Origin of the sequence: Planococcus faecalis, from assembly GCF_002009235.1 — a bacterium.
Lineage (GTDB): Bacteria > Bacillota > Bacilli > Bacillales_A > Planococcaceae > Planococcus > Planococcus kocurii.
The window spans coordinates 3086189-3107456 of the sequence record NZ_CP019401.1 but is presented as its reverse complement, the minus strand read 5'-3'; the positions used below and the strand labels follow the sequence as shown (position 1 = coordinate 3107456).

Genomic DNA, 21268 nt, shown 5'->3' with positions numbered 1-21268 from the left:
CAGAAAATTACAACAGGAATCTGCAGACATAATCGAATGAATTGTGAATAGGAGGGAAACGATGGGGAAACCAACTGGATTTATGGAATATGACAGACAAACAGTCAAAGAGCGTAAAACCGGTGAGCGCACAAAGGATTGGAACGACTATACAATTCCTTTGTCAGATGAAGAAGTAGCAAAACAAGGAGCACGTTGTATGGATTGTGGAGTGCCGACTTGTCATACCGGAATGGAACTAGATAATGTAACGACGGGTTGCCCTGTAAATCACCTCATCCCAGAATGGAATGATCTTGTTTACCGCGGTCAATGGAAAGAAGCGTTACACCGTGAGCACCTGAAAAACAACTTTCCTGAATTTACAGGAGTGGCTTGTCCGGCTCCTTGTGAAGGCGCCTGTGTACTAGGCATCAATGCACCCCCTGTAGCCATTCGTACAGTCGAACGTTCCATTATCGAACGTGGATTTGCAGAAGGTTGGGTTGTGCCTGAACCACCTAAAACGCGAACTGGTAAAAAAGTAGCAGTGATTGGTTCTGGACCAGCTGGACTCGCTGCCGCTGCTCAATTGAATAAAGCAGGACATTTAGTAACAGTTTTCGAAAAAAGTGACCGTGTGGGTGGCTTGTTGACATACGGAATTCCAGAAATGAAACTGTCATACGATATGGTCACAAGACGTGTCAAGATTCTTGAGCGAGAAGGCATCACTTTTATCACAAGTGTAGAAGTGGGGAAGAATTACCCTTCTGCTAAATTGCAGAATGATTTTGATGCAGTAGTCATGTGTACCGGTTCAACCGTCCATCGGAATATTGATGTGGAAGGTCGTGCATTAGAGGGCGTCCATTTTGCCATGGACTTCCTGCACGCGAGTACAAAAAGTTTGCTGGATTCGAATTTTGATGATGGCAATTATATTTCGGCTAAAGATAAAAACGTCATTGTCATCGGAGGTGGAGATACCGGGACAGATTGTTTAGCGACGTCTGTTCGTCACGAATGCAAGAGTCTCGTTCAGTTTGATGTCTACGATAAAAAAGGCGTGATTCGTGACGAAAAAGGCAATCCGTGGCCACAATACCCGAAAATTCACCGTGTCGAATACGGCCACAAAGAAGCGGCTGCTACTTTTGGCGAAGATCCGCGAGCTTACGCGGTTATGACAAAGAAATTTGTTGGCAATAGCGAAGGGCAAGTCAAGGAAGTGCACACCGTTAATGTGAAATTGAAAATAGATGAGCAAGGCAACCGGATCCGTGAGGAAATTCCAGGCACTGAAAAAGTTTGGAAAGCGGATTTGGTCTTAATCGCTATCGGCTTTAGCGGACCTGAACAAGACCTAATTCAACAATTAGAGCTCGAGACAGAGAAAAATTCCCGAGTAAAAGCGGAGTATGGAAAATACACGACTAATGTAGAAGGTGTATTTGCAGCAGGAGATGTTCGCCGTGGTCAAAGTTTAATTGTTTGGGCAATAAATGAAGGACGGGAAGCAGCGCGTGAATGTGACCGGTTCTTGATGGGTTCTACTGTGTTACCGTGACGAACAATTAACTAACTGCATAAAAGAATATCGAAATGAGGAGCCATGACACAAGGTATGAGGTGTCATGGTTTTTGCAACTTTACTCAAAGCTTTACAGAGAGTTGTTTAAGGGTAACAACTAAATTTTCCTAATTAGTCATAGGGTTTATAACGATATTTTTATCCAATAAATACAATAGAGTATTGTAGAAAAATGTCGAAATGTATATACTATAAAGAGTGCAAAGATGGGATTTAAAGTAAATTAATTATGAGAAGATACATACTTCTACGTATTAATATAGTTGGATTTTTATTTTTGTAGCTAAATTCGAAACAGGGGGAGTAAATATGTTCAAGAAAAATTTGATCGCTGCATTATTTGCATTATTACTGGTAATCGGGATGGGTACGACAGGATTTGCGAACAATAACGTTCAGAGCGTAGAATATGGCATTACAGAAGATATGACTCCAGAAATAGCAAAAGCAATTGCTGATGTTAACAGTACGAATGCAAAAATATATGTAGAAATTAATAAAGCAATAGATAAATCTGAAAAAATGTATGCTAAGTATCAAAAGGACATATCTAAACAACCGAATTTGGTAAGACAAGCTGAGTTGACAAAGAAATATGGCGAAAAATCCGATAAGTTGATTAGTGATTTAAAACAGCAAACTGAAAAAATGACACTTAAAGGTATTGAAAAAGCTGAACGAGCTGGTTTAGAAGTAGAAATAGAACTTGTCTCAATAACGTTCGCTGATCGAACTGAGAAAATTGATCCGATTGTAGTGGTTTCCTGGTAATTGGATTGTATGTAAGAGAGCGGTGTGAATTTATAATAGTTTTGTGTTTATAAAGGATGTGCATATGATGAAAGGTTTGGATATATTAAAGCGCAATCATCTTGAGAAAGTGGAGAATGGCGCCACAACTCTTCGCTTACTAGGCAGAGGCAATGGACTAGAGGTAATGAGGCAATCTATTCTAAAAGACAATACTTTCATATTATTTCCAAGTGAAGATGATAATGCTTGTGAGTTTTTTTATATTCTCAGCGGTGATATCCAAGCTGAGATAGACGGGATACCGATGAAAATTGGATCTAATGACTTTTTTTCATGTACTAATTTAGAGAGCCCTGTGCATTTTACGGTCTTAAGTGATGTAGAACTTCTGTCGATATCTACTGTTCCAGTTTTTCATTATGTTAGTAAGTTGATAGAAGACTTACGCAAAATTGGACAATTGGTCGAAAAAAAAGACAGATACACATTTAATCATAGTTCGCGTGTAGCAAACTATGCTGTTAAAATAGCCGCAAAACTAAAATTAAGTAGAGAGCATATGGAGAATCTATTGTTGGCCTCTATGTTGCACGATATTGGCAAAATTAACATTCCGGAAGAAATTTTGAAAAAGCCAGGAAAGTTAACAGATGAAGAATTCGATTTGATGAAAAAACATCCAGGTGACGGTGCTAACATGATTCGAGAAACACCTTATGCAGAAATTGCAGCTATCGTTGAACAACACCACGAGCGTGTTAACGGAAAAGGCTATCCATTTGGACTAATGGCTGAAGAAATATTGTTAGAAGCTAAAATTATCGGGGTATGCGATACATTCGATGCGATGACAGAAGACAGAGCGTACCGATCTGCATTTTCTGCTGAACATGCGATGACCGAAATCAAAAATTTAATTGGGATTCAATACGATGGAGAAGTTGTTAACGCCTTCGAACAAGTGATAAAAGAAGAAGGCAAACTAATTTTATAAATGCTAAATCTAGACGCCTGAAATATTTTGAGGTGTCTTTTGTTTTGTCGAAAATGTTTAAGAGTGTCTCATTTAGTCAATACTTTATACACAATCATTTATACAATTGAGGAGGAATTCATATGGCTAGAAAATCATCAGGTGGCGTGTTTGGTAAACTTGTATTAATTGGCCTCGGTGCATTAATTGGTTCGGCAATGACTCAGCAGAAAACAGGAACAAGTGGGACCTCTCAAACGAGCAAAGCAGATATGAAAGCGAATATTAAAAAAGGGCTCGATCGTTTAAATGAGCAATCTGGTGGAATGGTAGATAAAGTGAAACCCACAGTTAACAAAGCTGTTGAAAAAGTGAAAACAGCAATTGATGCACAACAAGACATGATGAACAAGGAAAAGGATGCGTTGGATAAAGCTAACAAAACATTGCAAGACGAAGTTGGAAAGAATGCTGACAAGCGTACTCATTCAACTACTGATAAAACCGATACAAGTTCTGCAGAAAGTGTTTCTCCTAACACCAACAAACCAACAGGTGGGATTTATGGAGGAAGCACCAAATATACGGAGTCACTAAAAAAAGGTGTGTCGAATGACTCAGAGAAAAAGAATGATTCAACATTTGGCAAAGACAATTCTTCTCCTAACACCAAGGAAACATTTGGTGGAAGTACGGAATATACAGATTCCTTGAAAAAGAACTTATCGGAAAATTCGTCGAAAAAAGATAATTTACCTAAAGATGATTCAACATTCGGAAAATGAATTTGATATAATAAAAGAAGAAAAAACTATGCACGTTTGCAGAAACGGCATAGTTTTTTTCTTTCTTATTTTATCGGAATATTCGAAAAACGAAAGGGGATGCTAGCTTGTTTAAAACTTATTCAACGGGCGCATTTTTTGATGAAATGTTTACGCCATATGGAAAACCAAAATCACATTACCGAAATTTCTTTGACGTCCTTCAAAGATTTTCAGAAGAAGAGCTGAGAGAAAAGCATGAAACAGCTCAATTGTCTTTTTTAAGGCAAGGAATTACATTCACTGTCTACAACAATAACGTGGGCACTGAAAGAACCATGCCTTTTGATTTTGTTCCCATTATCATTCCTTCTGAAGACTGGGAAGTGATTGAAAAAGGAATGATTCAACGAGCGGAAGCACTCAATCAATTTTTGGAAGATGTCTATCATGACAAACGGATTCTTCAAGATGGAATCGTTCCGAGAGGACTAGTCGAAGACAATCCCTATTATTACGATGAACAAATAAAGGGAATTGATATTCCGTTAAAAAATCATATTTTTTTAGCAGGCATTGATTTGATTCGTGATGAGAATGGGAAATACCATGTGCTTGAAGATAATTTACGCAATCCGTCAGGCTTGTCTTATGTCTATCAAAACCGTTACGTCATGCGTCAAGTCTACCCCGAATTTTTTGCCAGTCAGTCAGTTCACACCCTCGAGCACCAATTGTCTCATTTGCATCAAGCGATATTAGATCATGCACCAGAATCAAGAAAAGATAAGGCTTTTGCCGTTTTGTTGACACCTGGTATGTACAACTCTGCCTATTACGATCATGTCTTTTTAGCCCAACAGATGGGAATCGATTTAGTAGAAGGCAGGGACCTTATTGTTAAAAAGAATATTGTCTATATGAAATCGATGAGAGGGTTAAAGCGTGTCGATATTATTTATCGTCGAATTGATGATGATTATTTAGATCCTGAAGCATTTTTGGCTCACTCTGCTTTGGGCGTTCCTGGTTTATTGCTGGCTTATAGAAAAGGCAATGTGGCGATTTTGAACGGTATTGGCAATGGTGTGGCAGACGATAAAGCGATATACGCTTATGTTCCGGATATGATTCGCTATTATTTGAACGAAGAGCCGATCATTGACAATGTAAAAACGTATTTACTCGATAGACCTGAAGAACGGGAATGGGTTTTAGAACATCTAGACGAATTAGTAGTCAAGAATGTAGGGTCTTCAGGTGGCTACGACATGTTAGTCGGACCACATGCATCTAAAGAGCTAATCGAAGAATTCCGAGAAAAAATTATTCAATCCCCTCATCAATATATTGCCCAACCTACGATTAAACTATCTAGAGCTCCTGCATACCAAGGAGAAGAATTTTATCCATGCCATGTTGATTTGAGAGTGTTTGTAATCCGAGGGGTAGATACACAGGTTATGCCGGGCGGACTATCCCGTGTTGCCTTGAAAAAAGGATCGCTTGTCGTCAATTCTTCACAAGGCGGTGGCGGAAAAGATACGTGGGTATTTAAGAAAAGAGAAGAGGAGGGGACTCCTAATGCTTAGTCGTGTAGCGAATTCGTTGTATTGGATGTCAAGAAATGTTGAACGAGCGGAAAATAATGCGCGAATTTTGGATGTTCAATTATTACGAATGATCGAAGCTTCTGACGAAGAACTAGTCGGTGGCAGTGATTGGAAACTTATTTATGAAATTTGTGCTTCAACAGAGACAATGGAACAAATCAAATCGATGCCTAGTTACCAAGAAGATCAGCTTGTTTATTATTTAGCGATGGAGAAAAGCAATTTTAATTCTGTTGCAAGCTGTGTAAGAGTTGTCCGTGAAAATGCAAGAATTAGCAGAGATCATATTCCTGATGACTACTGGGAAGCTTGGAATCGCTGTTACTTAATGTTAAAGGAAATGGATCAGCAAAGCTGTACAGTTCAAGAAATGCGTGTATTTCTTGAACAAGTCAAGTTAACGTCATTGATTACGCAAGGAATCGTTGAATCTTCGATGCCGCGTGGTGTCCCTTACCAAATTATCAAAATAGCCAAATGGTTGGAACGCGCAGAAAAAACAGCACGTATTTTAAATGTCGTTTGCGAGCGAACAAGAGAACGGTCGGTAGAAACCCAATCGGAAGATTACTATTACTGGCTAGCTGCTTTACGAATGACGAATGGGTACAATGCTTATTTAAAAATGAATCCACCGCAGATGAAGCCAAAGAGAGTGTTGGCGTTTTTGATTGCGAATACTGATTTTCCGCGTTCGATTCGTTATTGCCTTGCGCACGTTCGTCAAGCAATCGATGAATTGGAAGGTGGGAAAATTTCTCATTATTCATGGGAACTCTATGCAAAATTAGATCAGTTGCAAGCGGAATTTAAAGAAATTAGTATAGATGAGCTAAGCTCGGACGAAATTATGGATTTTCTAAACGACTTCCAAAATGGCTGTAATGAAGTGGGACATATTTTTTCGAAAACCTATTATTTAAGCGATTCTGAGATAAACTCTGTAGAGTCCAGCCAATCACAAAGCATGGGCGCGAAAGGAATAACATCTATGAAATATAAAGTTGAACATACGAATGTTTTCGAGTATGAAACTATTGTCGATCAAAGCATGAATTCAATTCGGTTAAAGCCAAGAACCGATGAATGTCAGCGACTTTTATCTTACCGTGCCGACATTACACCTGCTTCTTTGACGAAAGAACATATCGATATTTGGGGCAATCACGTGGAAACATTTTTTATTGCTGAGCACCATCAACATCTTGAAGTCAAGACAACATCAATTGTCAGCATTCAAAAAAGTCCGTTTATTCACAGAATTGATTACTCACCAGAAATGAATGCTATTTTTCATTCGCAATTATTCGGTGAGCATTATTTAGCGTTTTTGAGTAATACAGCATATACCTACTTAACCGTGGAGCAAATGAGTCAAATCGACCGTGAACTTGGAATCATGAAGAATCCAGTGCAATATGCAATTGATGTAATGGAATACATTCATCAGCATTTTACGTACGATGGCGAATCTACGACTGTCGATACGAAAGCGGAAGAATCTTTTAACCTTAGAAAAGGTGTTTGTCAGGATATTACGCACGTGATGTTAGGGATTTTGCGTTGCAAGCACATACCGGCGCGTTACGTTAGTGGCTATTTGTATGTAGGCGAAAACTCTGCACTAGTGGGTGATGCTGCGAGTCATGCATGGGTAGAAGTAATGGTGCCGGGCATCGGTTGGGTCGGTCTAGATCCTACTAATAATGTGGAAGCGTTGGAAAGCCATATTCGGGTTGGTGTTGGTCGGGATTATAACGATGTCAGCCCGGTTCAAGGGGTTTACCGTGGGGGAAGCCAATCGTTGGATGTTAAAGTCTCAGTGAGCCTCATGGATCAGTAGTAACTCTTGTGCCGCACGATTTTTACCCTTATTAACATTGACGAAGCTGGATAAAACTTAATAATCGTTTAACTGCAGAATTTTCTAATCCGTGCGATAATAGGAGAACCTGAAATTTTTGAACGGAGATGGAGAATAATTATGAACAATAAAAAGTTTAGTGAGTACGGAGTAAGTGAACCAATTGTAAAGGCTCTTGAAGGACTGGGCTATACAGAACCGACAGAAGTCCAAAGTAAAGTGATTCCTGTAGCATTGTCAAAGACTGACCTAACCGTAAAGTCGCAAACAGGAAGCGGTAAAACAGCAGCGTTCGGAATTCCAATCTGCGAACTAGTTGACTGGGAAGAAAACAAACCGCAAGCATTAATTTTGACACCAACGCGAGAATTAGCAGATCAGGTAAAAGAAGATTTAACAAATATCGGCCGCTTTAAACGCATTAAAGCAGCGGCAGTTTATGGTAAACAGCCTTTTGCTTATCAGCAGGCTGAACTCAAGCAAAAATGTCACGTCGTCGTTGGAACACCGGGCCGTGTTTTTGATCATATTGAACGTGGAACATTGAACTTAGAGCGTATAGAGTACTTAGTTCTTGATGAAGCGGATGAGATGCTGAATATGGGCTTTGTCGAACAAGTAGAGGCTATTATCAACAAATTGCCGAAGCAGCGCACAACCATGCTATTTTCAGCGACTTTGCCTGAAAATGTAGAAAAACTGCAGAAAAAATACATGACTGATCCCAAGCATATAGAAATTGCTGCCACTGAAAGCTTAACAGCTCAAATCGATCATTCGTTATTTGTTGTTGCTGAACAGAAGAAGTTTTCGTTGTTACGTGACGTAACAATTGTTGAAAATCCGGATAGCTGCATTATTTTCTGTCGCACAAAAGACAATGTCGATTTTGTCATGGAACAATTGGAAAAGCATTATTATACTTGTGATAAATTGCACGGTGGTATGCTTCAAGAAGATCGTACAGCAGTCATGAACGATTTTAAGCGTGGCGAATTCCGTTACTTAGTAGCGACAGATGTTGCAGCACGCGGAATTGATATTGACAGTATTACGCACGTCATTAATTATGACTTGCCAATGGAGAAAGAAAGTTATGTGCACCGTTCAGGCCGTACCGGACGTGCGGGTAAAACAGGAAGAGCGATTTCGTTTGTAACACCAAACGAGGATAAATTTCTTGCGGAAATCGAAGAGTATATCGGATTTGAAATTCCGCGTAGAACAGCTCCTTCAGTTAATGATGTGGATCGTGCAATGCCTGCGTTTACTGAGAAGCTTGAAAGCCGTCCAAAACTCAAAAGAAATAAAAATGAACAAGTGAATAAAGATATTCTTAAGTTGTACTTTAATGGTGGCAAGAAAAAGAAACTTCGTGCTTTTGATTTCGTTGGAACTTTGACGAGCATTCCGGGAGTGACAGCTGAAGACATTGGGATTATTAAAATTCAAGATACAGTGACGTATATTGATATTTTGAACGGCAAAGGCCCTATGGTGCTAAAAGCGATGAAAGATAAAACCATAAAAGGAAAGACACTCAAAGTGCATAAAGCAAATAAATGAGTAGCAACCACAGGCATTTAAAAGCCTGTGGTTTTTTATTTTCCTGGAAATAAAATTGGCATGTAACATATGAAATAGTTAAAAAGTCTTTTTATATACCATTATTTAGGATAAAAAATATGTCTATGCAATACTTATGTCACAAAATGAATTCTTATTGTAATGGAATATGTTCTTTATTGTTACACGTCTGTAATATTACCGTGCTATTTTGGTTGTACTTAGAAAAAGCAAAGGGGATAGCGGATTGAAAAAACTATTAATCGTATTGAGTTTTGCACTGGTTTTATTCCTAAGCACTTCGATCGTAAGTTCGGCTGCAACTAATGTTTACACAGTAAAAAGTGGGGACACATTATATAAGATTGCGAAAACACAAAAAGTATCGGTTAGTAATTTAAAGATTTGGAATGGCTTAAAATCCAATACAATCCATCCAAAACAAAAACTCAAATTGAAAAAAACAACAGCAAAGCCAGCTTCTAAAAAACCGACTCCATCACGTGCTACGAGTGGATCGGTAAAAAAAGAGTTTACAGTTAGTTCAACAGCCTATACAGCATATTGCAAAGGGTGTTCAGGAGTGACAAGAACTGGACTTAACTTAAAGAAGAATCCTGGACTAAAAGTTATCGCAGTAGATCCGAAGGTCATTCCGCTAGGGACGAAAGTTCATGTTGAAGGCTATGGCTATGCGGTTGCTGGGGACACGGGCGGCGCTATCAAAGGTAAAAAAATTGACGTTTTCATCCCAACTCAAAGCAAAGCACTTAAGTGGGGACGCAAAAATGTAAAAATAAAAATACTTAACTAAAAAAACTCCGACTCATTTTCATGAGTCGGAGTTTTTTTAATTAAAAAGAGATGTCATTTGATATTCAATCTGTGTTTTACAAAAATACAATTACAGGTCGTTCTCTTAAAATGGGTTTATCTACTTGAGCCGCACATTGAAAAGATCAAAAGAGGGTAAACTCAAATAAATAGTCTTTTATTAACTTACACGGTATAATATTTGTATAGTAAATGTAGAACTTTTAGGGTGATTCGAAATGGAGGGCATCTGTTATGCCGGAAAAAATGATTGTCATAGGAGCTGGACCAGGCGGTTTAGCTGCAGCTATGCTATTGGCCAGTAAAGGCTATCAAGTAGACGTCTACGAAAAACAACCATGGGTCGGAGGCAGAAATGCCGAACTGCGCCTTGGTGACTTTACCTTTGATACAGGGCCTACTTTTTTAAGTATGTTGCATTTGGTAGAAGAACTGTTTGAAGCTACTGGACGCGACTTAAAAGATTATATGAATGCAGTTGAGTTGGATCCTATGTATGAGCTGATTTTTGAAGATCAAAATTTGATCATGACACGGAATAATCAAGAGATGAAGAAACAAATAAATAAGAGCTTTAAAGGTGATGGAGACGGATATGAACGTTTCATGAAAGAAACAGGGAAAAAGCTAGAAGCCTTATCGCCTATGTTGCAATCGAAGATGGACAGTTATTTTGATATGGTTCACCCGAAAGTTTTAAAAGCTCTTCCAGAACTTGAAGTAAACAAAACTTTGTACGACGTATTATCTCGCTACTTTAAAGATGAACGGATGAAAATGGCGTTTGCTTTTCAATCGAAATACTTAGGAATGTCGCCGTGGGAATGCCCTGGTGCTTTTTCAATTCTTTCCTATATGGAACATGCTTACGGCATCTATCATCCAATTGGTGGGGTCAATCAATTATCACAAGCGATGGCAAAAGTGGTAAAAGAATTAGGTGGGAAAATTCACACGAGTACGGGTGTAAAGAAATTATGGATTGAAAATCGCAAAGTTAAAGGCGTAGACCTTGAAAATGGTGAGCGTAAAAGAGCGGACGAAGTAATCATTAATGGGGATTTTGCTCACGCGATGAACAATTTAGTGGAACCGGGGATTCTGAAAAAATACACACCTGAAAAATTGGCAAAGAAAAAATATTCTTGCTCAACATTTATGTTGTATTTAGGATTGGATAAAAAATACGATCTCTCTCATCACACAATTGTATTTGCAAAAGACTACAAAAAAAATGTTGAAGAGATGACGAAGTCTCGTATTCTTTCAGCAGACCCTTCGATTTATGTGCAGAACGCTAGTGTCACTGATCCGACCTTGGCACCAGAAGGGAAATCAGCGCTCTATATTTTAGCACCTGTGCCTAATAATTTTAGTGATATTGGCTGGGAAAAAGAACAACATGCCTTCCGAGAATTGGTGTTGGACACGATTGAAGAAAAAACAGAGTTTAAAGACTTGAGAAGTCACATTGAAGTTGAAAAAATGCTGACACCTATGGGTTGGCAAGAAGATTATTCAGTTTATCAAGGAGCAACATTTAACCTCGGACATCAACTAACTCAAATGATGGTATTTCGTCCTCACAATAAATTTGAAGAATTAGGGAATTGCTGGTTGGTTGGTGGGGGAACTCATCCAGGAAGTGGGTTGCCGACTATTTTGGAGTCTGCGCGCATAACAGCTAACGGCATTCTTCAGCAACACGGAAAAACAGGAATACCAATTTTACCTCTACCTAAAATGGAGGGATTTGCATGAAAATAGCTATGGTCGGTGGTGGCGTCGGTGGTCTGATGGGCGCTTTATATTTATCGAATATGGGATTTGACGTTACTATTTTGGAAAAAGAGAAGAAGCTGGGCGGTCGCTTAACTTTCGTAGAAAGAGACGGTTTCAAAGTAGATCAAGGTCCAACCATCGTCTTATTACCTGAAATGTTTCAAGAACTACTCCAACAAGCAGGGATTCAAGCAGAGGATATCGAATTGTTATTATGTGATCCACTTTATTCAATTCGTTTTCCAGATGGTACGGTGTATACCAAGTACCCAGATATTGATCGTCAGTTACAAGAAATCGAAAACGTCTTTCCAACTGAAAAAGAAGGATTTCTTCGATTTATCTCAGAAGGGCGTGAACGCTTTAAAATTGGCAAGTCCTCATTTTTAGAACATTCATTTGTAAAAAAAGCCGATTTTTGGACAGCGGGAAATATAAAAAAACTATTAAAGCTAAAACCTCACCAGTCTGTTAATAAGCTGATGTCGAATTACTTTCGGGATGAACGGTTGCAATTAGCGTATTCCTTACAATCTTTGTATATCGGTGGAGATCCTTTTCGTGCTCCAGCGATGTATGCTCTTGTTCCTTTTAGCGAACATGAACACGGAGTGTATTATTTAAAAGGTGGGTACGGTAGCTTGATTCCAGTTCTGGAAAAAGAATTGCGAGCACGTAATAATGTCACGATTAAAACAGAGATTTCAGTACAACAAATCGTCATAGAAAATCAGCAAGCAAAAGGAATTGAGACGGCAGAAGGCTTTGAAGCATTTGACGCAATTGTTTACAACGGTGATTTTCCAGGTATCGAAAAAATAGTGCCAGCGCAGAAAAAACGAAAGTACACAGCTTCTTCAGGATGTGTCTTGTTGTATTTTGGGCTAAATAAGGTTTATGAAGAAGGCAATGTGCATCAATTTTTCATGGGTGATAGCTATGAAGATCATATGGATGATGTATTCATGAAAAAGCAGAAAACGGAAAATCCGGCCATCTACACCTTCCATCCATCGAAAATAGATGATTCGTTGGCTCCAGAAGGTAAAGGTGTTCTTTATGTATTGGTTCCAGTACCTTCAGGAACAGATATCGACTGGGCAAACGATACCGTCTGGATTGACAAAATTATTGATCGCATGGAGAAGTTAGCTTTTCCAAATTTCCGAGAAGCCGTCGAGTGGATGGAAATTCGGACGCCTAAAGAAGCAGAAGCTTTTGGTTTGTTTAAAGGAGGCAGTTTTGGAATCGGTCCGACTTTGTTCCAGTCAGGCGTTTTTCGTCCTCAAGTCAAACCATTTAAGACAGATCATTTGTATGCAGTTGGTGCCTCAGTTCATCCAGGAGGAGGAATACCGATTGTCATGCAAGGTGCAAAACTGCTAGCAGAGCAAATACAAAGCGATTTTGCAAAGGAAAGGGGCAACGCATGATGGACTTAAAAGATGCTTATACCTCCTGTGAAAAAGTTATTGCTATGCATTCGAAAAGTTTTTATAAAGCTTTTTCTTTATTGCCAAAGGAAAAGCGTAAAGCTGTCTGGGCCGTTTATACGTTTTGCCGTACAGTTGACGACATTGTAGACGAAGGACTAAATTCAAAAGAAGAGCTCGAGCAATTTAAGCGTGATTTTAATGAATTCATAGAAGGCGTTTATGATTCTGAAAATCCGATGTGGGTGGCGCTTGCTCACGTATTCGAAAATTATGAAATGGATGTCGAGGCATTTTTAGGGTTGATCACGGGGCAAGAAATGGATTTGACGATCAACCGCTACCGAACGATGGAAGAACTGTTGAACTACAGTTATCACGTGGCAAGTACAGTCGGACTGATGCTGCTGCCAATTTTGGCGCCAGGTAAAACAGCCGTTCTAAAAGAAGGTGCTATTTCTCTTGGCTATGCCATGCAGATAACCAATATTCTCCGTGATATCGGAGAGGATCTAGAGATGGGTAGAATCTACTTGCCGGAAGAAATTATGCACAAATACGAACTAGACGAAGAGGAGCTGCGATCTGGAATTGTGAGTCCGCAATTTATTGCTGTTTGGGAATGTTTAGCAGACGAAGCCGAATTTCATTATAAAAAAGCGTTTGAAACAATTCAAGACTACCCACTGTCTTCAAGAGTTCCAGTCAAGGGGGCAGCGCTCGTATACCGAGAAATTCTTTCGACCATCCGCTTGAAAGAATACAATGTCTTCAGCGAAAAGCATTACGTACCAGACAAATCAAAACAAGCAATCCTAGCTTGCTTGTAAAAAGAAAAGCGTAAGCACCCGTGTAGCTCTGCCGGGCATAAGATGATCTGGCGAAGCGGCGTACTTTGCCGCACAGCCAGAGTGGCTTATGACCCAAAGAGCTGGGTGCTGGAGCTGAACAAAAGAAAAGCGTAAGCACCCGTGTAGCTCTGCCGGGCATAAGACGATCTGGCGAAGCGGCGTACTTTGCCGCACAGCCAGAGTGGCTTATGACCCAAAGAGCTAAATCTAATAGAAAAAAGACACGTAAACACAAGGTGAAAACCTGTGTTTACGTGTCTTTTTTGTCTTTAGGTTAAGCAGGTATGTCACTTTAAGGAAAACCTTTTTTAGAAGCTGAAATGATTTTTTCGGCGACGTTCAGTCCGCTTAACACAACCATTGGCGATCCACCGCCGGGGTGAGTACTTCCACCGACGAAATAGAGATTTTGAACATCACGACTAGCATTAGCGGGACGCAAAAAGGCATCTTTTCGCTTATTGGAAGAAGGACCGTACAAAGCTCCGCGGAATGAACCGAATTTTTCACGAATAAAAGTAGGGGTGAAAACTTTTTCTTCTACTAAATAGCTACGAATGTCGACGTCATAGCTTAACAAGAAGTCATAAATACGTTCCTTGTAAGCTTCAGGATCAATTTGAAGATGTCCTTGTTTGGTCAGTGCAGGTGCATTGACTAAGATAAACAGGTTGTCGCCATCGGGTGAAACGGAAGAATCCGTATAGGACGAGTTGCTAATGTAGACAGTGGGTTCGTCGCTATATGCAGAAGCCTCAAATAAATCGCTAAACTCTTTTTGATAATTCGATGAGAAAAAAACATTGTGGTGCTTCAAAACATCGAGTCGTTTAGTTAAACCGACAGTTATAACGAATGCCGATATTGATGGTTCGAAAGCTGCCACTTTCGCATCAGATAAAGAAGGACGTTTTGCTTCTTCAACTAAAGCGGGAAACGCTGATAATAAGTCTCCATTTAAAATAACCAAATCAGCAGCAACGTGGGTACCATCTGCAAGTTCAATGCCAACTGCTTTTTTATCAGCTGTTACTATTTTTGCAACCTCTGTACCGGTATGCAATCGAGCACCTGATTTTCTAGCAACAGCAGCAAAGGCATCCGCAATTCCGGTATTTCCACCTTTTGTATAGTAGACACCTTCAACCAACTCCAAATAGGCGATCATGGAAAAAGTGGCGGGTGCCCGGTAAGGTGAAGAACCAATATATGTGGCATAGCGGTCAAATGCTTGAACTAAGTAAGGGTCGGTGAAGTAGCGCTGGAAAAAATGATGCATGGACTCTGCTGGGCGTACTTGTAAAAGCGCAAAGCCAAGAGAAGGTGATAAATAATCACGCCAGGATTGGAACGTTACCGGAAAGAAATAGCGCTTTGACAATGCATATAAGCGACTGATTTCTTTTATGAAAGCCTTGTATTTTTCAGCGGCTGCAGGGTCAAAGCTTTGAAGCTGGTAAATCATTTGTTGTTGATTATTAGTAAAGTCAAATGCACGACCATCAGGGAAATGATTGCGGGTATGAACTTCTAACGGAATGAAGTTCAGGTAATCTTGTGGACTTTCGCCGGTCTGTGAGATGACACTATTGAAGACATTTGGCATTGTGATGGTATTTGGACCAAAGTCAAAATGATAACTTCCCAGTTTAACGGGCATAAGTTTGCCACCAAGATGATTGTTTTTTTCAAAAAGTTCTACATCGAACCCTGCATGGGCAAGCGTTACTGCGGAAGAAAGTCCACCCAATCCGCCACCGACTATAACGATTTTTTTCATGAATAATGCCTTCCTTTCCACGAATAAGGCTGTTTTTTCAAGGATTTTCGCATCGATTCCACCAATACGGCAAGCATAGCTGCTGCTTGAAGGGGAATCAGGAAAGACAAGTACCAACGTTGGTTGGTGACCATGTCTACGTACCAGCGCTGAACAACTGTCAACGCGTAAGGGGCAATCCACCAGTAAGAGCCACTCAATCCGCCGTAAATAGCTAAAAATGGAGGGAGAACGTAAAATATCGAATAAAATAAGATAAGAAAGACGGCCATTAGCGGAGAGCGGCCGATTCCTGCATAGCTATTTTTAAGAAATCCTTCCCACACTTCAGCGTTCGTCTCATACATTCGACATTTTACTGACATCGTAATATTCGCTAACACCACGCTAAAGCCGTGAGCTTTTACTTGACGTGCGATATGGACATCCTCGACTAGCGAATCACGAACAGCAGCATGGCCGCCAATTTTTTCGTAACTGGTTCTTTCAAACATCATCCACATGCCGTTAGCTGCTGTAGCCGCTTTAAATTTAGTGTAATTGGCCAGTGCAATCGGCAAGTGGAATAAAATCACAAAATGTAGCATCGGTACGAGAAGCTTACTTAGAAAAGGTGTGACATCAAAAGCCGGAAAGCCAGTGAGCAGTTGCGTGCCTTTTCGCTGCATTAACACCAATGACTGCTCAATGGCTTGTGGACGAAAACGAACGTCAGCATCGACAAACAGTAAATAGTCTCCAGAAGCGGCGAGTTGCAATTGGTGACAAGCGTGCACCTTTCCAACCCAACCTACAGGCAATTCGTCGCCTTGTAAAATAGTGAAACGATCGTCACCAGCGATTGTGCGCTCCAACTCCCTTTGCGTGCCATCCGTTGATTGATCATTTAGGACAATAAATTCTATATGGCTGTAAGAGGAATTCTTTAAGGATTTTATAAGAATTTCAACATTGCGTTCCTCGTTTCTCATGGGAACTAAAACGGATACCAAAGGCTCAGCTGAAAGTTTTGGATGTTTAGACAGAGCTGGAAGAAACAAACGATTGATAATAATCCAGGCTAGGAAAAGTAAATGGATTCCGATATAGCTAGCCATCATCATTTTCTTCTTCTTCCGAGAGAATAAAATGTTTCGCTATTTTCGCTGATTACTGTATTTCTTAAAGAATTAAGTTGTTCTGTGGAAAGTTGTTGAAGATAAAACGTTTTTTCTTTGCGTGTCATATGTTCAAGCGTACTCGCTCGTATCGGTTGGTGCTGTTGAATCCACAGCTCAGGTTTTTGCTGATGTCCAAAAGAGTAATAGAAACTGAGTGGCACAATAGGGACTTCTGGACAATGTTCTATTAAGTAAGCGGCTCCTGCTTGAAAAGCGAGTGGCCTTGTTTCGAGATGAAATTCATCGCCTTGAGGAAAAAGAACAACGGACTTTCCTTGCTTTAGTAATGCTTCAGCGTATTGAAGCGAAGTCAAAATTTCTTTAGGCTTTTGACGATTAATAGAAAATGCTCCAAGGTAGCGAAAAAAAGAGTGTTTTTTAAGCCCTTCTTCGTGCATCATCATATGAATATCGTGATGCCAGACTGTGCGATTTAAGTAGAAAAAAACAAGCCCATCCCACCAAGAACTGTGATTAGCAATAAACAATACGGGCTTATCCGGTATCGGCTTTACTCCTTGTCCAAGTATCCGAGAAAAGGAAAACCGGATGAGCGGCGTCAAATACATCGTAAATCCTGCCTCAAATAAAGCTGATTTCTTTGCACTAATCATACAGGTTTCCTCTTCCAAGCAAGCAAGACAATCGCGACAGTCAAGCAAGTGGTTAAAATAGCAGCTAAGGTTAAACCACCGATTGCGCCAAGCATGACGAACATGGCAATCATCAATACATAGAGAAGAACCATCCGTTTTTCAGCTAAGTTGCTAGTAATGATCATCTTTCGTTTTTTCATCATCAAATCAATAATCAGATGAAGAACGAATGCTACGACAAACCATCCGAAGAAATTGGTCCAAGGAATATCATAATAGAGTCCGGTATCAGCCCAAATCCAATATTGTTTTATTTGATAGGCTACTGGATCAATAATCAAGTCAATAATTACAGCCCCAATGCCTCCAACAATGGCATACACTAAGCCACCGCTCGGGACAATCCAACGCGCTACGACATGGGTGGTTGCCATGACCATTAACCAAGCGAAACCTATGGCAATTGGAACACCGAATACATTGGGGGCAAAACGATCTGTGTAATCATAAGAACCAAATAAGAAACCGCTGTCCGAACCTGCCCATTCCACAATAAATGTTGAAAAGAATACAAAGACGCCGAGCACAGAACCACCAACAACACCAAAACGTTTAATGAAATACAAAAAGCCTAATGTACCAGCTAAAATCAAAAAGAATGCATTGGCCCATTCAAGCCAAGATGGCAAAATGTCAAAGCCGAGTAAAATGATGCCGCAAACATACCAAAAGATAAAAAGTTTAAAGATCCGATTTTCCCACACGATAAACAGCCCCTCAATAAAATGACTTATACAAATATTATACAGGATAGAAAGAGAAATACGAAAAGAACCGATGCTACATAGAAAAGAGCGCTAGATTTTGCTTGTGAGTTGTTTAAAGAAATCTAGTTTTTAAGGGAATAATTAGTCGAAGTAGCCATTCGTAATGGCCATTCTTCTTAAACGATTGTTCTATAAACCAGCCTTTGAAAATTCATGATTTAGGCTAACTTGACATTAAAAAAAACGGCATTCAAGTTCTTTTCTTGTATTGACTGTTATTTTTGAAGAGTAGATTTAAGGAATTAAACTAAAAAAAATGAGGTTTTTCATTTTTCGACGAGCCTCTCTAACCCTTTACTGGTGGCTATTTATGCATGTTTATAAATAATCTGAGAAAATAATTTCTGTAGAATTTTCTGTAAACTATTGCAGGTTTTCCTGCATGATAGTATAATTTAAAGAGTAAGAGAGTGTGTTCTTCAAGTGGGGGCGTTAAATATGCAGGATTTACTGCGAAGTATTTCTAATTCTTATCCAGATTTTAGTTCAGGTCAAAAAAAGGTAGGTGATTTGTTTTTCAAAGAGCCTATTTTCTTAGCATTTTCTACTGCTCTTGAAGTCGGCAAGCGAGTCAATGTCAGTGAATCGACGGTAATTAGGTGGACGCAAAAACTTGGATACAAGGGATATGCAGAATTTCAACAAGTTGTGCAGCGGAAACTAGCTGAAGAACGTCTGGAGAAAGCGGAGCAGAATACTCCAGAACCTGTTGATGATCAATCTTTTTTGGAGAATTTACTGGACGCAGACATTTTGAGTATCGTCAAATTGAAGAAATCGATAAATGAGGAGAAACTTCTTCAAGTTGTCGACAAAATCAGTCAAGCAGATCAGATTTATGTAACTGGCAATTTTTTTGATTATGGGATAGCTCATTGGTTCGCTAATTGGCTGAACTTGGTACTTGGTCATACGGAAACAATATATCCTTCGACTGGAGAATACTATACACAGCTATCGAAATTGAAAAAAGGAGATTTGGTAATTGCTTTTGTTTTTCCGCGATATACCCGAATGGTTATCGATACACTAAAAACTGCTAAAGCACAAGGAGCTGAAGTTATCATTTTGACTGATTCAAATGATTCTCCAGCGATGTCTTATGCAGACTACGCACTGACTGTATCCGTTAATTCAAATTTGAATATTGATTCGTATACTTCTGTCCATGCACTTTTAACTTCGATCATGCGGTTTGTTTACGTCAAGGAGCATGCAAAAGTGAATAGTAATTTAGCAAAAGTGGAAGCAGTCTATAAAGACCAGAATCTTTTTATTTAATCGTATTCAATTTACTGGGAATTTCCGGAACGCCTTGGCGATTTGGTCAACTATAAACGAAAAGGGGAGAATAAAATGAAAAAGAAATTATCATTTTTAAGCGTAATTTTTTCTGCGGGAATGCTATTGGCAGCTTGTGGGGGAGACGACTCAACTAGTTCGGAAGAAGGATCAAGCACAGACGATGGGAACAGTGATTTGAATTTACTAGAAGAAGGCAAATTCACAACTGCTTCAAGTGGACTATACAAGCCGTTTAACTTTGAAGAAGGCGGCAATTTGACAGGCTTTGATATCGATATTGGAAATGCTATTTCGAAAGAAATGGGCCTAGAGCCGAATCCAGTAACAACGCCATTTGAAACAATTATTCAAGGGTTAACAACGAATCGATTTGATGCCGTTTTAGGATCGATGGCGATTACTGAAGAACGAGCTAAACAAGTAGCATTTTCAGATCCATACTACTACTCAGGTGGTGTCATTTTTGTCCGCGTAGGAAATACAGAAATTACTTCGGAAGCCGATCTTGAAGGCATGACAATCGGCGTCGTTGGACAAAGTACGTATGATACAGCTGCTCAAAAATACACAGATGATATTCAGTACTACAGTAGTGATGTTGTAGCGTTACAAGATTTGACGGTTGAAGGTCGTTTAGATGCTGTTATTACAGCTGATGTAGTAGGCTTTGAAGCACAAAATGCAGGTCTTGAAATTGAAGTTGTCGGAGATCCGTTATGGATTGAACAAGCAGCTGTAGCTGTAAGACCTGATGACGAAGCTTTACTTGAAGCAGTTAACGAAGCATTAGCTGCGATTATCGAAGATGGCACATACGATGAAATTTCTCAGAAATGGTTTGGACGTAACCTCCTCGATGTGGATCTTGAAGGAATTGAAATTCTCAACTAAACAAGCTGAAATGGAGAGGAGCGGCGGTTATGCCAGAAATACTTGTAACAGTTTATGATGTATTCATGCGAACGTACCCTGGGTTTTTAGAAGCCACTGTCGTTACACTTCAATTAACAGCGATTGGTGTCATTTTGGGAACGGTTATCGGACTCGTTTTTGCACTGATGAAAATTTCAGGATCGAAAATCTTGCAAGCTATTGCTAATATTTATATCACCATCATTCGTGGTACGCCACTGATTGTACAAATTATGTTTTTATACTTTGGTATCGTTGAAATTTACACAATGTCGAATTTTTGGGCTGGAGCTATTGCACTAGGTGTTCATAATGGTGCTTACATTGCAGAAATTTTCCGTGGTTCCATTCAAGGAATTGACCCAGGCCAACGCGAAGCCAGTATGTCGCTTGGGATGAATCAAAAGCAAACAATGAGCCGTATCGTCTTTCCACAGGCGTTGCGCCGCTCGATTCCGCCGCTTGGCAATCAATTTATCATTACATTAAAAGACTCATCACTTGTTTATATTATTGGGGTAGCAGAAATCTTTTCACTTGGAAACCGAGAAGCGGCGCAATCATACCAGCCGTTTGAATCATTCATGGTTGTTGCACTCTACTATTTGGTACTGGTAATGATTTTCACGTTCTTATTGCGTTTGTATGAAAATAAACTCGATGTCGATAAAGCCTAAGGAGG

General features: G+C 39.7%; 18 protein-coding genes. 14 read left to right on the top strand and 4 right to left on the bottom strand.

The window, feature by feature from the left end:
• Window positions 1–61 precede the first annotated feature (61 nt).
• The 11 genes from AJGP001_RS15445 (at window position 62) to AJGP001_RS15395 (ending at window position 13985) form a co-directional block, all read left to right on the top strand.
• Window positions 62–1549, top strand: a complete 1488-nt coding sequence (locus tag AJGP001_RS15445) for a glutamate synthase subunit beta (protein ID WP_071152696.1) — start codon at window positions 62–64, stop codon at window positions 1547–1549.
• Window positions 1550–1882: 333 nt separating this feature from the next.
• On the top strand, window positions 1883–2344 hold the full coding sequence (locus AJGP001_RS15440) for a hypothetical protein (protein ID WP_071152695.1): 462 nt from the start codon (window positions 1883–1885) through the stop codon (window positions 2342–2344).
• A gap of 67 nt (window positions 2345–2411) precedes the next feature.
• The gene (locus AJGP001_RS15435; RefSeq protein WP_071152694.1) at window positions 2412–3320 is read left to right on the top strand and encodes an HD-GYP domain-containing protein; all 909 of its coding nucleotides are present in this window, start codon (window positions 2412–2414) and stop codon (window positions 3318–3320) included.
• A 122-nt stretch (window positions 3321–3442) separates the two neighbouring features.
• Complete coding sequence (locus tag AJGP001_RS15430; protein WP_071152693.1) at window positions 3443–4084, top strand: hypothetical protein; 642 nt, start codon at window positions 3443–3445, stop codon at window positions 4082–4084.
• Window positions 4085–4191: 107 nt separating this feature from the next.
• On the top strand, window positions 4192–5655 hold the full coding sequence (locus AJGP001_RS15425; protein WP_143039484.1) for a circularly permuted type 2 ATP-grasp protein: 1464 nt from the start codon (window positions 4192–4194) through the stop codon (window positions 5653–5655).
• Window positions 5648–7519 (top strand): alpha-E domain-containing protein, encoded by a 1872-nt coding sequence (locus AJGP001_RS15420; protein ID WP_078080750.1) that lies wholly within the window; start codon window positions 5648–5650, stop codon window positions 7517–7519. Before AJGP001_RS15425 ends, AJGP001_RS15420 begins: the two co-directional genes overlap by 8 nt.
• Before the next feature lie 141 nt (window positions 7520–7660).
• Entirely contained in the window at window positions 7661–9106 is a 1446-nt protein-coding gene (locus tag AJGP001_RS15415) for a DEAD/DEAH box helicase (RefSeq protein ID WP_071152692.1), read from the top strand.
• Window positions 9107–9353: 247 nt separating this feature from the next.
• The gene (locus AJGP001_RS15410; protein ID WP_071152691.1) at window positions 9354–9920 is read left to right on the top strand and encodes a 3D domain-containing protein; all 567 of its coding nucleotides are present in this window, start codon (window positions 9354–9356) and stop codon (window positions 9918–9920) included.
• A 254-nt stretch (window positions 9921–10174) separates the two neighbouring features.
• Window positions 10175–11701, top strand: a complete 1527-nt coding sequence (locus AJGP001_RS15405) for a phytoene desaturase family protein (RefSeq protein WP_078080749.1) — start codon at window positions 10175–10177, stop codon at window positions 11699–11701.
• The gene (locus AJGP001_RS15400; protein ID WP_078080748.1) at window positions 11698–13155 is read left to right on the top strand and encodes a phytoene desaturase family protein; all 1458 of its coding nucleotides are present in this window, start codon (window positions 11698–11700) and stop codon (window positions 13153–13155) included. The genes AJGP001_RS15405 and AJGP001_RS15400 overlap by 4 nt, the downstream gene beginning before the upstream one ends.
• Complete coding sequence (locus AJGP001_RS15395) at window positions 13152–13985, top strand: phytoene/squalene synthase family protein (protein WP_071152690.1); 834 nt, start codon at window positions 13152–13154, stop codon at window positions 13983–13985. The genes AJGP001_RS15400 and AJGP001_RS15395 overlap by 4 nt, the downstream gene beginning before the upstream one ends.
• A 313-nt stretch (window positions 13986–14298) precedes the next feature.
• Here AJGP001_RS15395 and AJGP001_RS15390 read toward each other — a convergent pair whose 3' ends face one another.
• From AJGP001_RS15390 to AJGP001_RS15375, 4 genes are read right to left on the bottom strand one after another with little or no spacing between them, the layout of a single operon-like run.
• Window positions 14299–15786 carry a phytoene desaturase family protein gene (locus AJGP001_RS15390; RefSeq protein WP_078080747.1) on the bottom strand — a complete coding sequence of 496 codons (1488 nt, stop codon included), beginning with the start codon at window positions 15784–15786 and terminating at the stop codon, window positions 14299–14301.
• A complete protein-coding gene (locus tag AJGP001_RS15385; RefSeq protein WP_071153357.1) occupies window positions 15783–16886 on the bottom strand; it encodes a glycosyltransferase family 2 protein in 1104 nt (367 codons plus the stop codon). The genes AJGP001_RS15390 and AJGP001_RS15385 overlap by 4 nt, the downstream gene beginning before the upstream one ends.
• Window positions 16886–17560 carry a lysophospholipid acyltransferase family protein gene (locus tag AJGP001_RS15380; protein WP_071153356.1) on the bottom strand — a complete coding sequence of 225 codons (675 nt, stop codon included), beginning with the start codon at window positions 17558–17560 and terminating at the stop codon, window positions 16886–16888. The genes AJGP001_RS15385 and AJGP001_RS15380 overlap by 1 nt, the downstream gene beginning before the upstream one ends.
• Window positions 17557–18306, bottom strand: a complete 750-nt coding sequence (locus AJGP001_RS15375) for a carotenoid biosynthesis protein (RefSeq protein WP_078080746.1) — start codon at window positions 18304–18306, stop codon at window positions 17557–17559. The genes AJGP001_RS15380 and AJGP001_RS15375 overlap by 4 nt, the downstream gene beginning before the upstream one ends.
• A 501-nt stretch (window positions 18307–18807) precedes the next feature.
• Between AJGP001_RS15375 and AJGP001_RS15370 the strand changes: the two genes are divergently transcribed.
• From AJGP001_RS15370 to AJGP001_RS15360, 3 genes are all read left to right on the top strand, one after another.
• The gene (locus AJGP001_RS15370) at window positions 18808–19650 is read left to right on the top strand and encodes a MurR/RpiR family transcriptional regulator (RefSeq protein ID WP_078080745.1); all 843 of its coding nucleotides are present in this window, start codon (window positions 18808–18810) and stop codon (window positions 19648–19650) included.
• Window positions 19651–19725: 75 nt separating this feature from the next.
• Window positions 19726–20565, top strand: coding sequence for a transporter substrate-binding domain-containing protein (locus AJGP001_RS15365; RefSeq protein ID WP_078080744.1), 840 nt, complete (start codon window positions 19726–19728; stop codon window positions 20563–20565).
• A 29-nt stretch (window positions 20566–20594) separates the two neighbouring features.
• Complete coding sequence (locus tag AJGP001_RS15360; RefSeq protein WP_071153355.1) at window positions 20595–21263, top strand: amino acid ABC transporter permease; 669 nt, start codon at window positions 20595–20597, stop codon at window positions 21261–21263.
• Window positions 21264–21268 lie beyond the last annotated feature (5 nt).

Bases quoted from the DNA above. Each gene is read 5' to 3' on its own strand.
- AJGP001_RS15445 (WP_071152696.1), top strand. From the start codon at position 62: ATGGGGAAACCAACTGGATTTATGGAATATGACAGACAAACAGTCAAA.
- AJGP001_RS15440 (WP_071152695.1), top strand. From the start codon at position 1,883: ATGTTCAAGAAAAATTTGATCGCTGCATTATTTGCATTATTACTGGTA.
- AJGP001_RS15435 (WP_071152694.1), top strand. From the start codon at position 2,412: ATGAAAGGTTTGGATATATTAAAGCGCAATCATCTTGAGAAAGTGGAG.
- AJGP001_RS15430 (WP_071152693.1), top strand. From the start codon at position 3,443: ATGGCTAGAAAATCATCAGGTGGCGTGTTTGGTAAACTTGTATTAATT.
- AJGP001_RS15420 (WP_078080750.1), top strand. From the start codon at position 5,648: ATGCTTAGTCGTGTAGCGAATTCGTTGTATTGGATGTCAAGAAATGTT.
- AJGP001_RS15415 (WP_071152692.1), top strand. From the start codon at position 7,661: ATGAACAATAAAAAGTTTAGTGAGTACGGAGTAAGTGAACCAATTGTA.
- AJGP001_RS15405 (WP_078080749.1), top strand. From the start codon at position 10,175: ATGCCGGAAAAAATGATTGTCATAGGAGCTGGACCAGGCGGTTTAGCT.
- AJGP001_RS15400 (WP_078080748.1), top strand. From the start codon at position 11,698: ATGAAAATAGCTATGGTCGGTGGTGGCGTCGGTGGTCTGATGGGCGCT.
- AJGP001_RS15395 (WP_071152690.1), top strand. From the start codon at position 13,152: ATGATGGACTTAAAAGATGCTTATACCTCCTGTGAAAAAGTTATTGCT.
- AJGP001_RS15390 (WP_078080747.1), bottom strand. From the start codon at position 15,786: ATGAAAAAAATCGTTATAGTCGGTGGCGGATTGGGTGGACTTTCTTCC.
- AJGP001_RS15385 (WP_071153357.1), bottom strand. From the start codon at position 16,886: ATGATGGCTAGCTATATCGGAATCCATTTACTTTTCCTAGCCTGGATT.
- AJGP001_RS15380 (WP_071153356.1), bottom strand. From the start codon at position 17,560: ATGATTAGTGCAAAGAAATCAGCTTTATTTGAGGCAGGATTTACGATG.
- AJGP001_RS15370 (WP_078080745.1), top strand. From the start codon at position 18,808: ATGCAGGATTTACTGCGAAGTATTTCTAATTCTTATCCAGATTTTAGT.
- AJGP001_RS15365 (WP_078080744.1), top strand. From the start codon at position 19,726: ATGAAAAAGAAATTATCATTTTTAAGCGTAATTTTTTCTGCGGGAATG.
- AJGP001_RS15360 (WP_071153355.1), top strand. From the start codon at position 20,595: ATGCCAGAAATACTTGTAACAGTTTATGATGTATTCATGCGAACGTAC.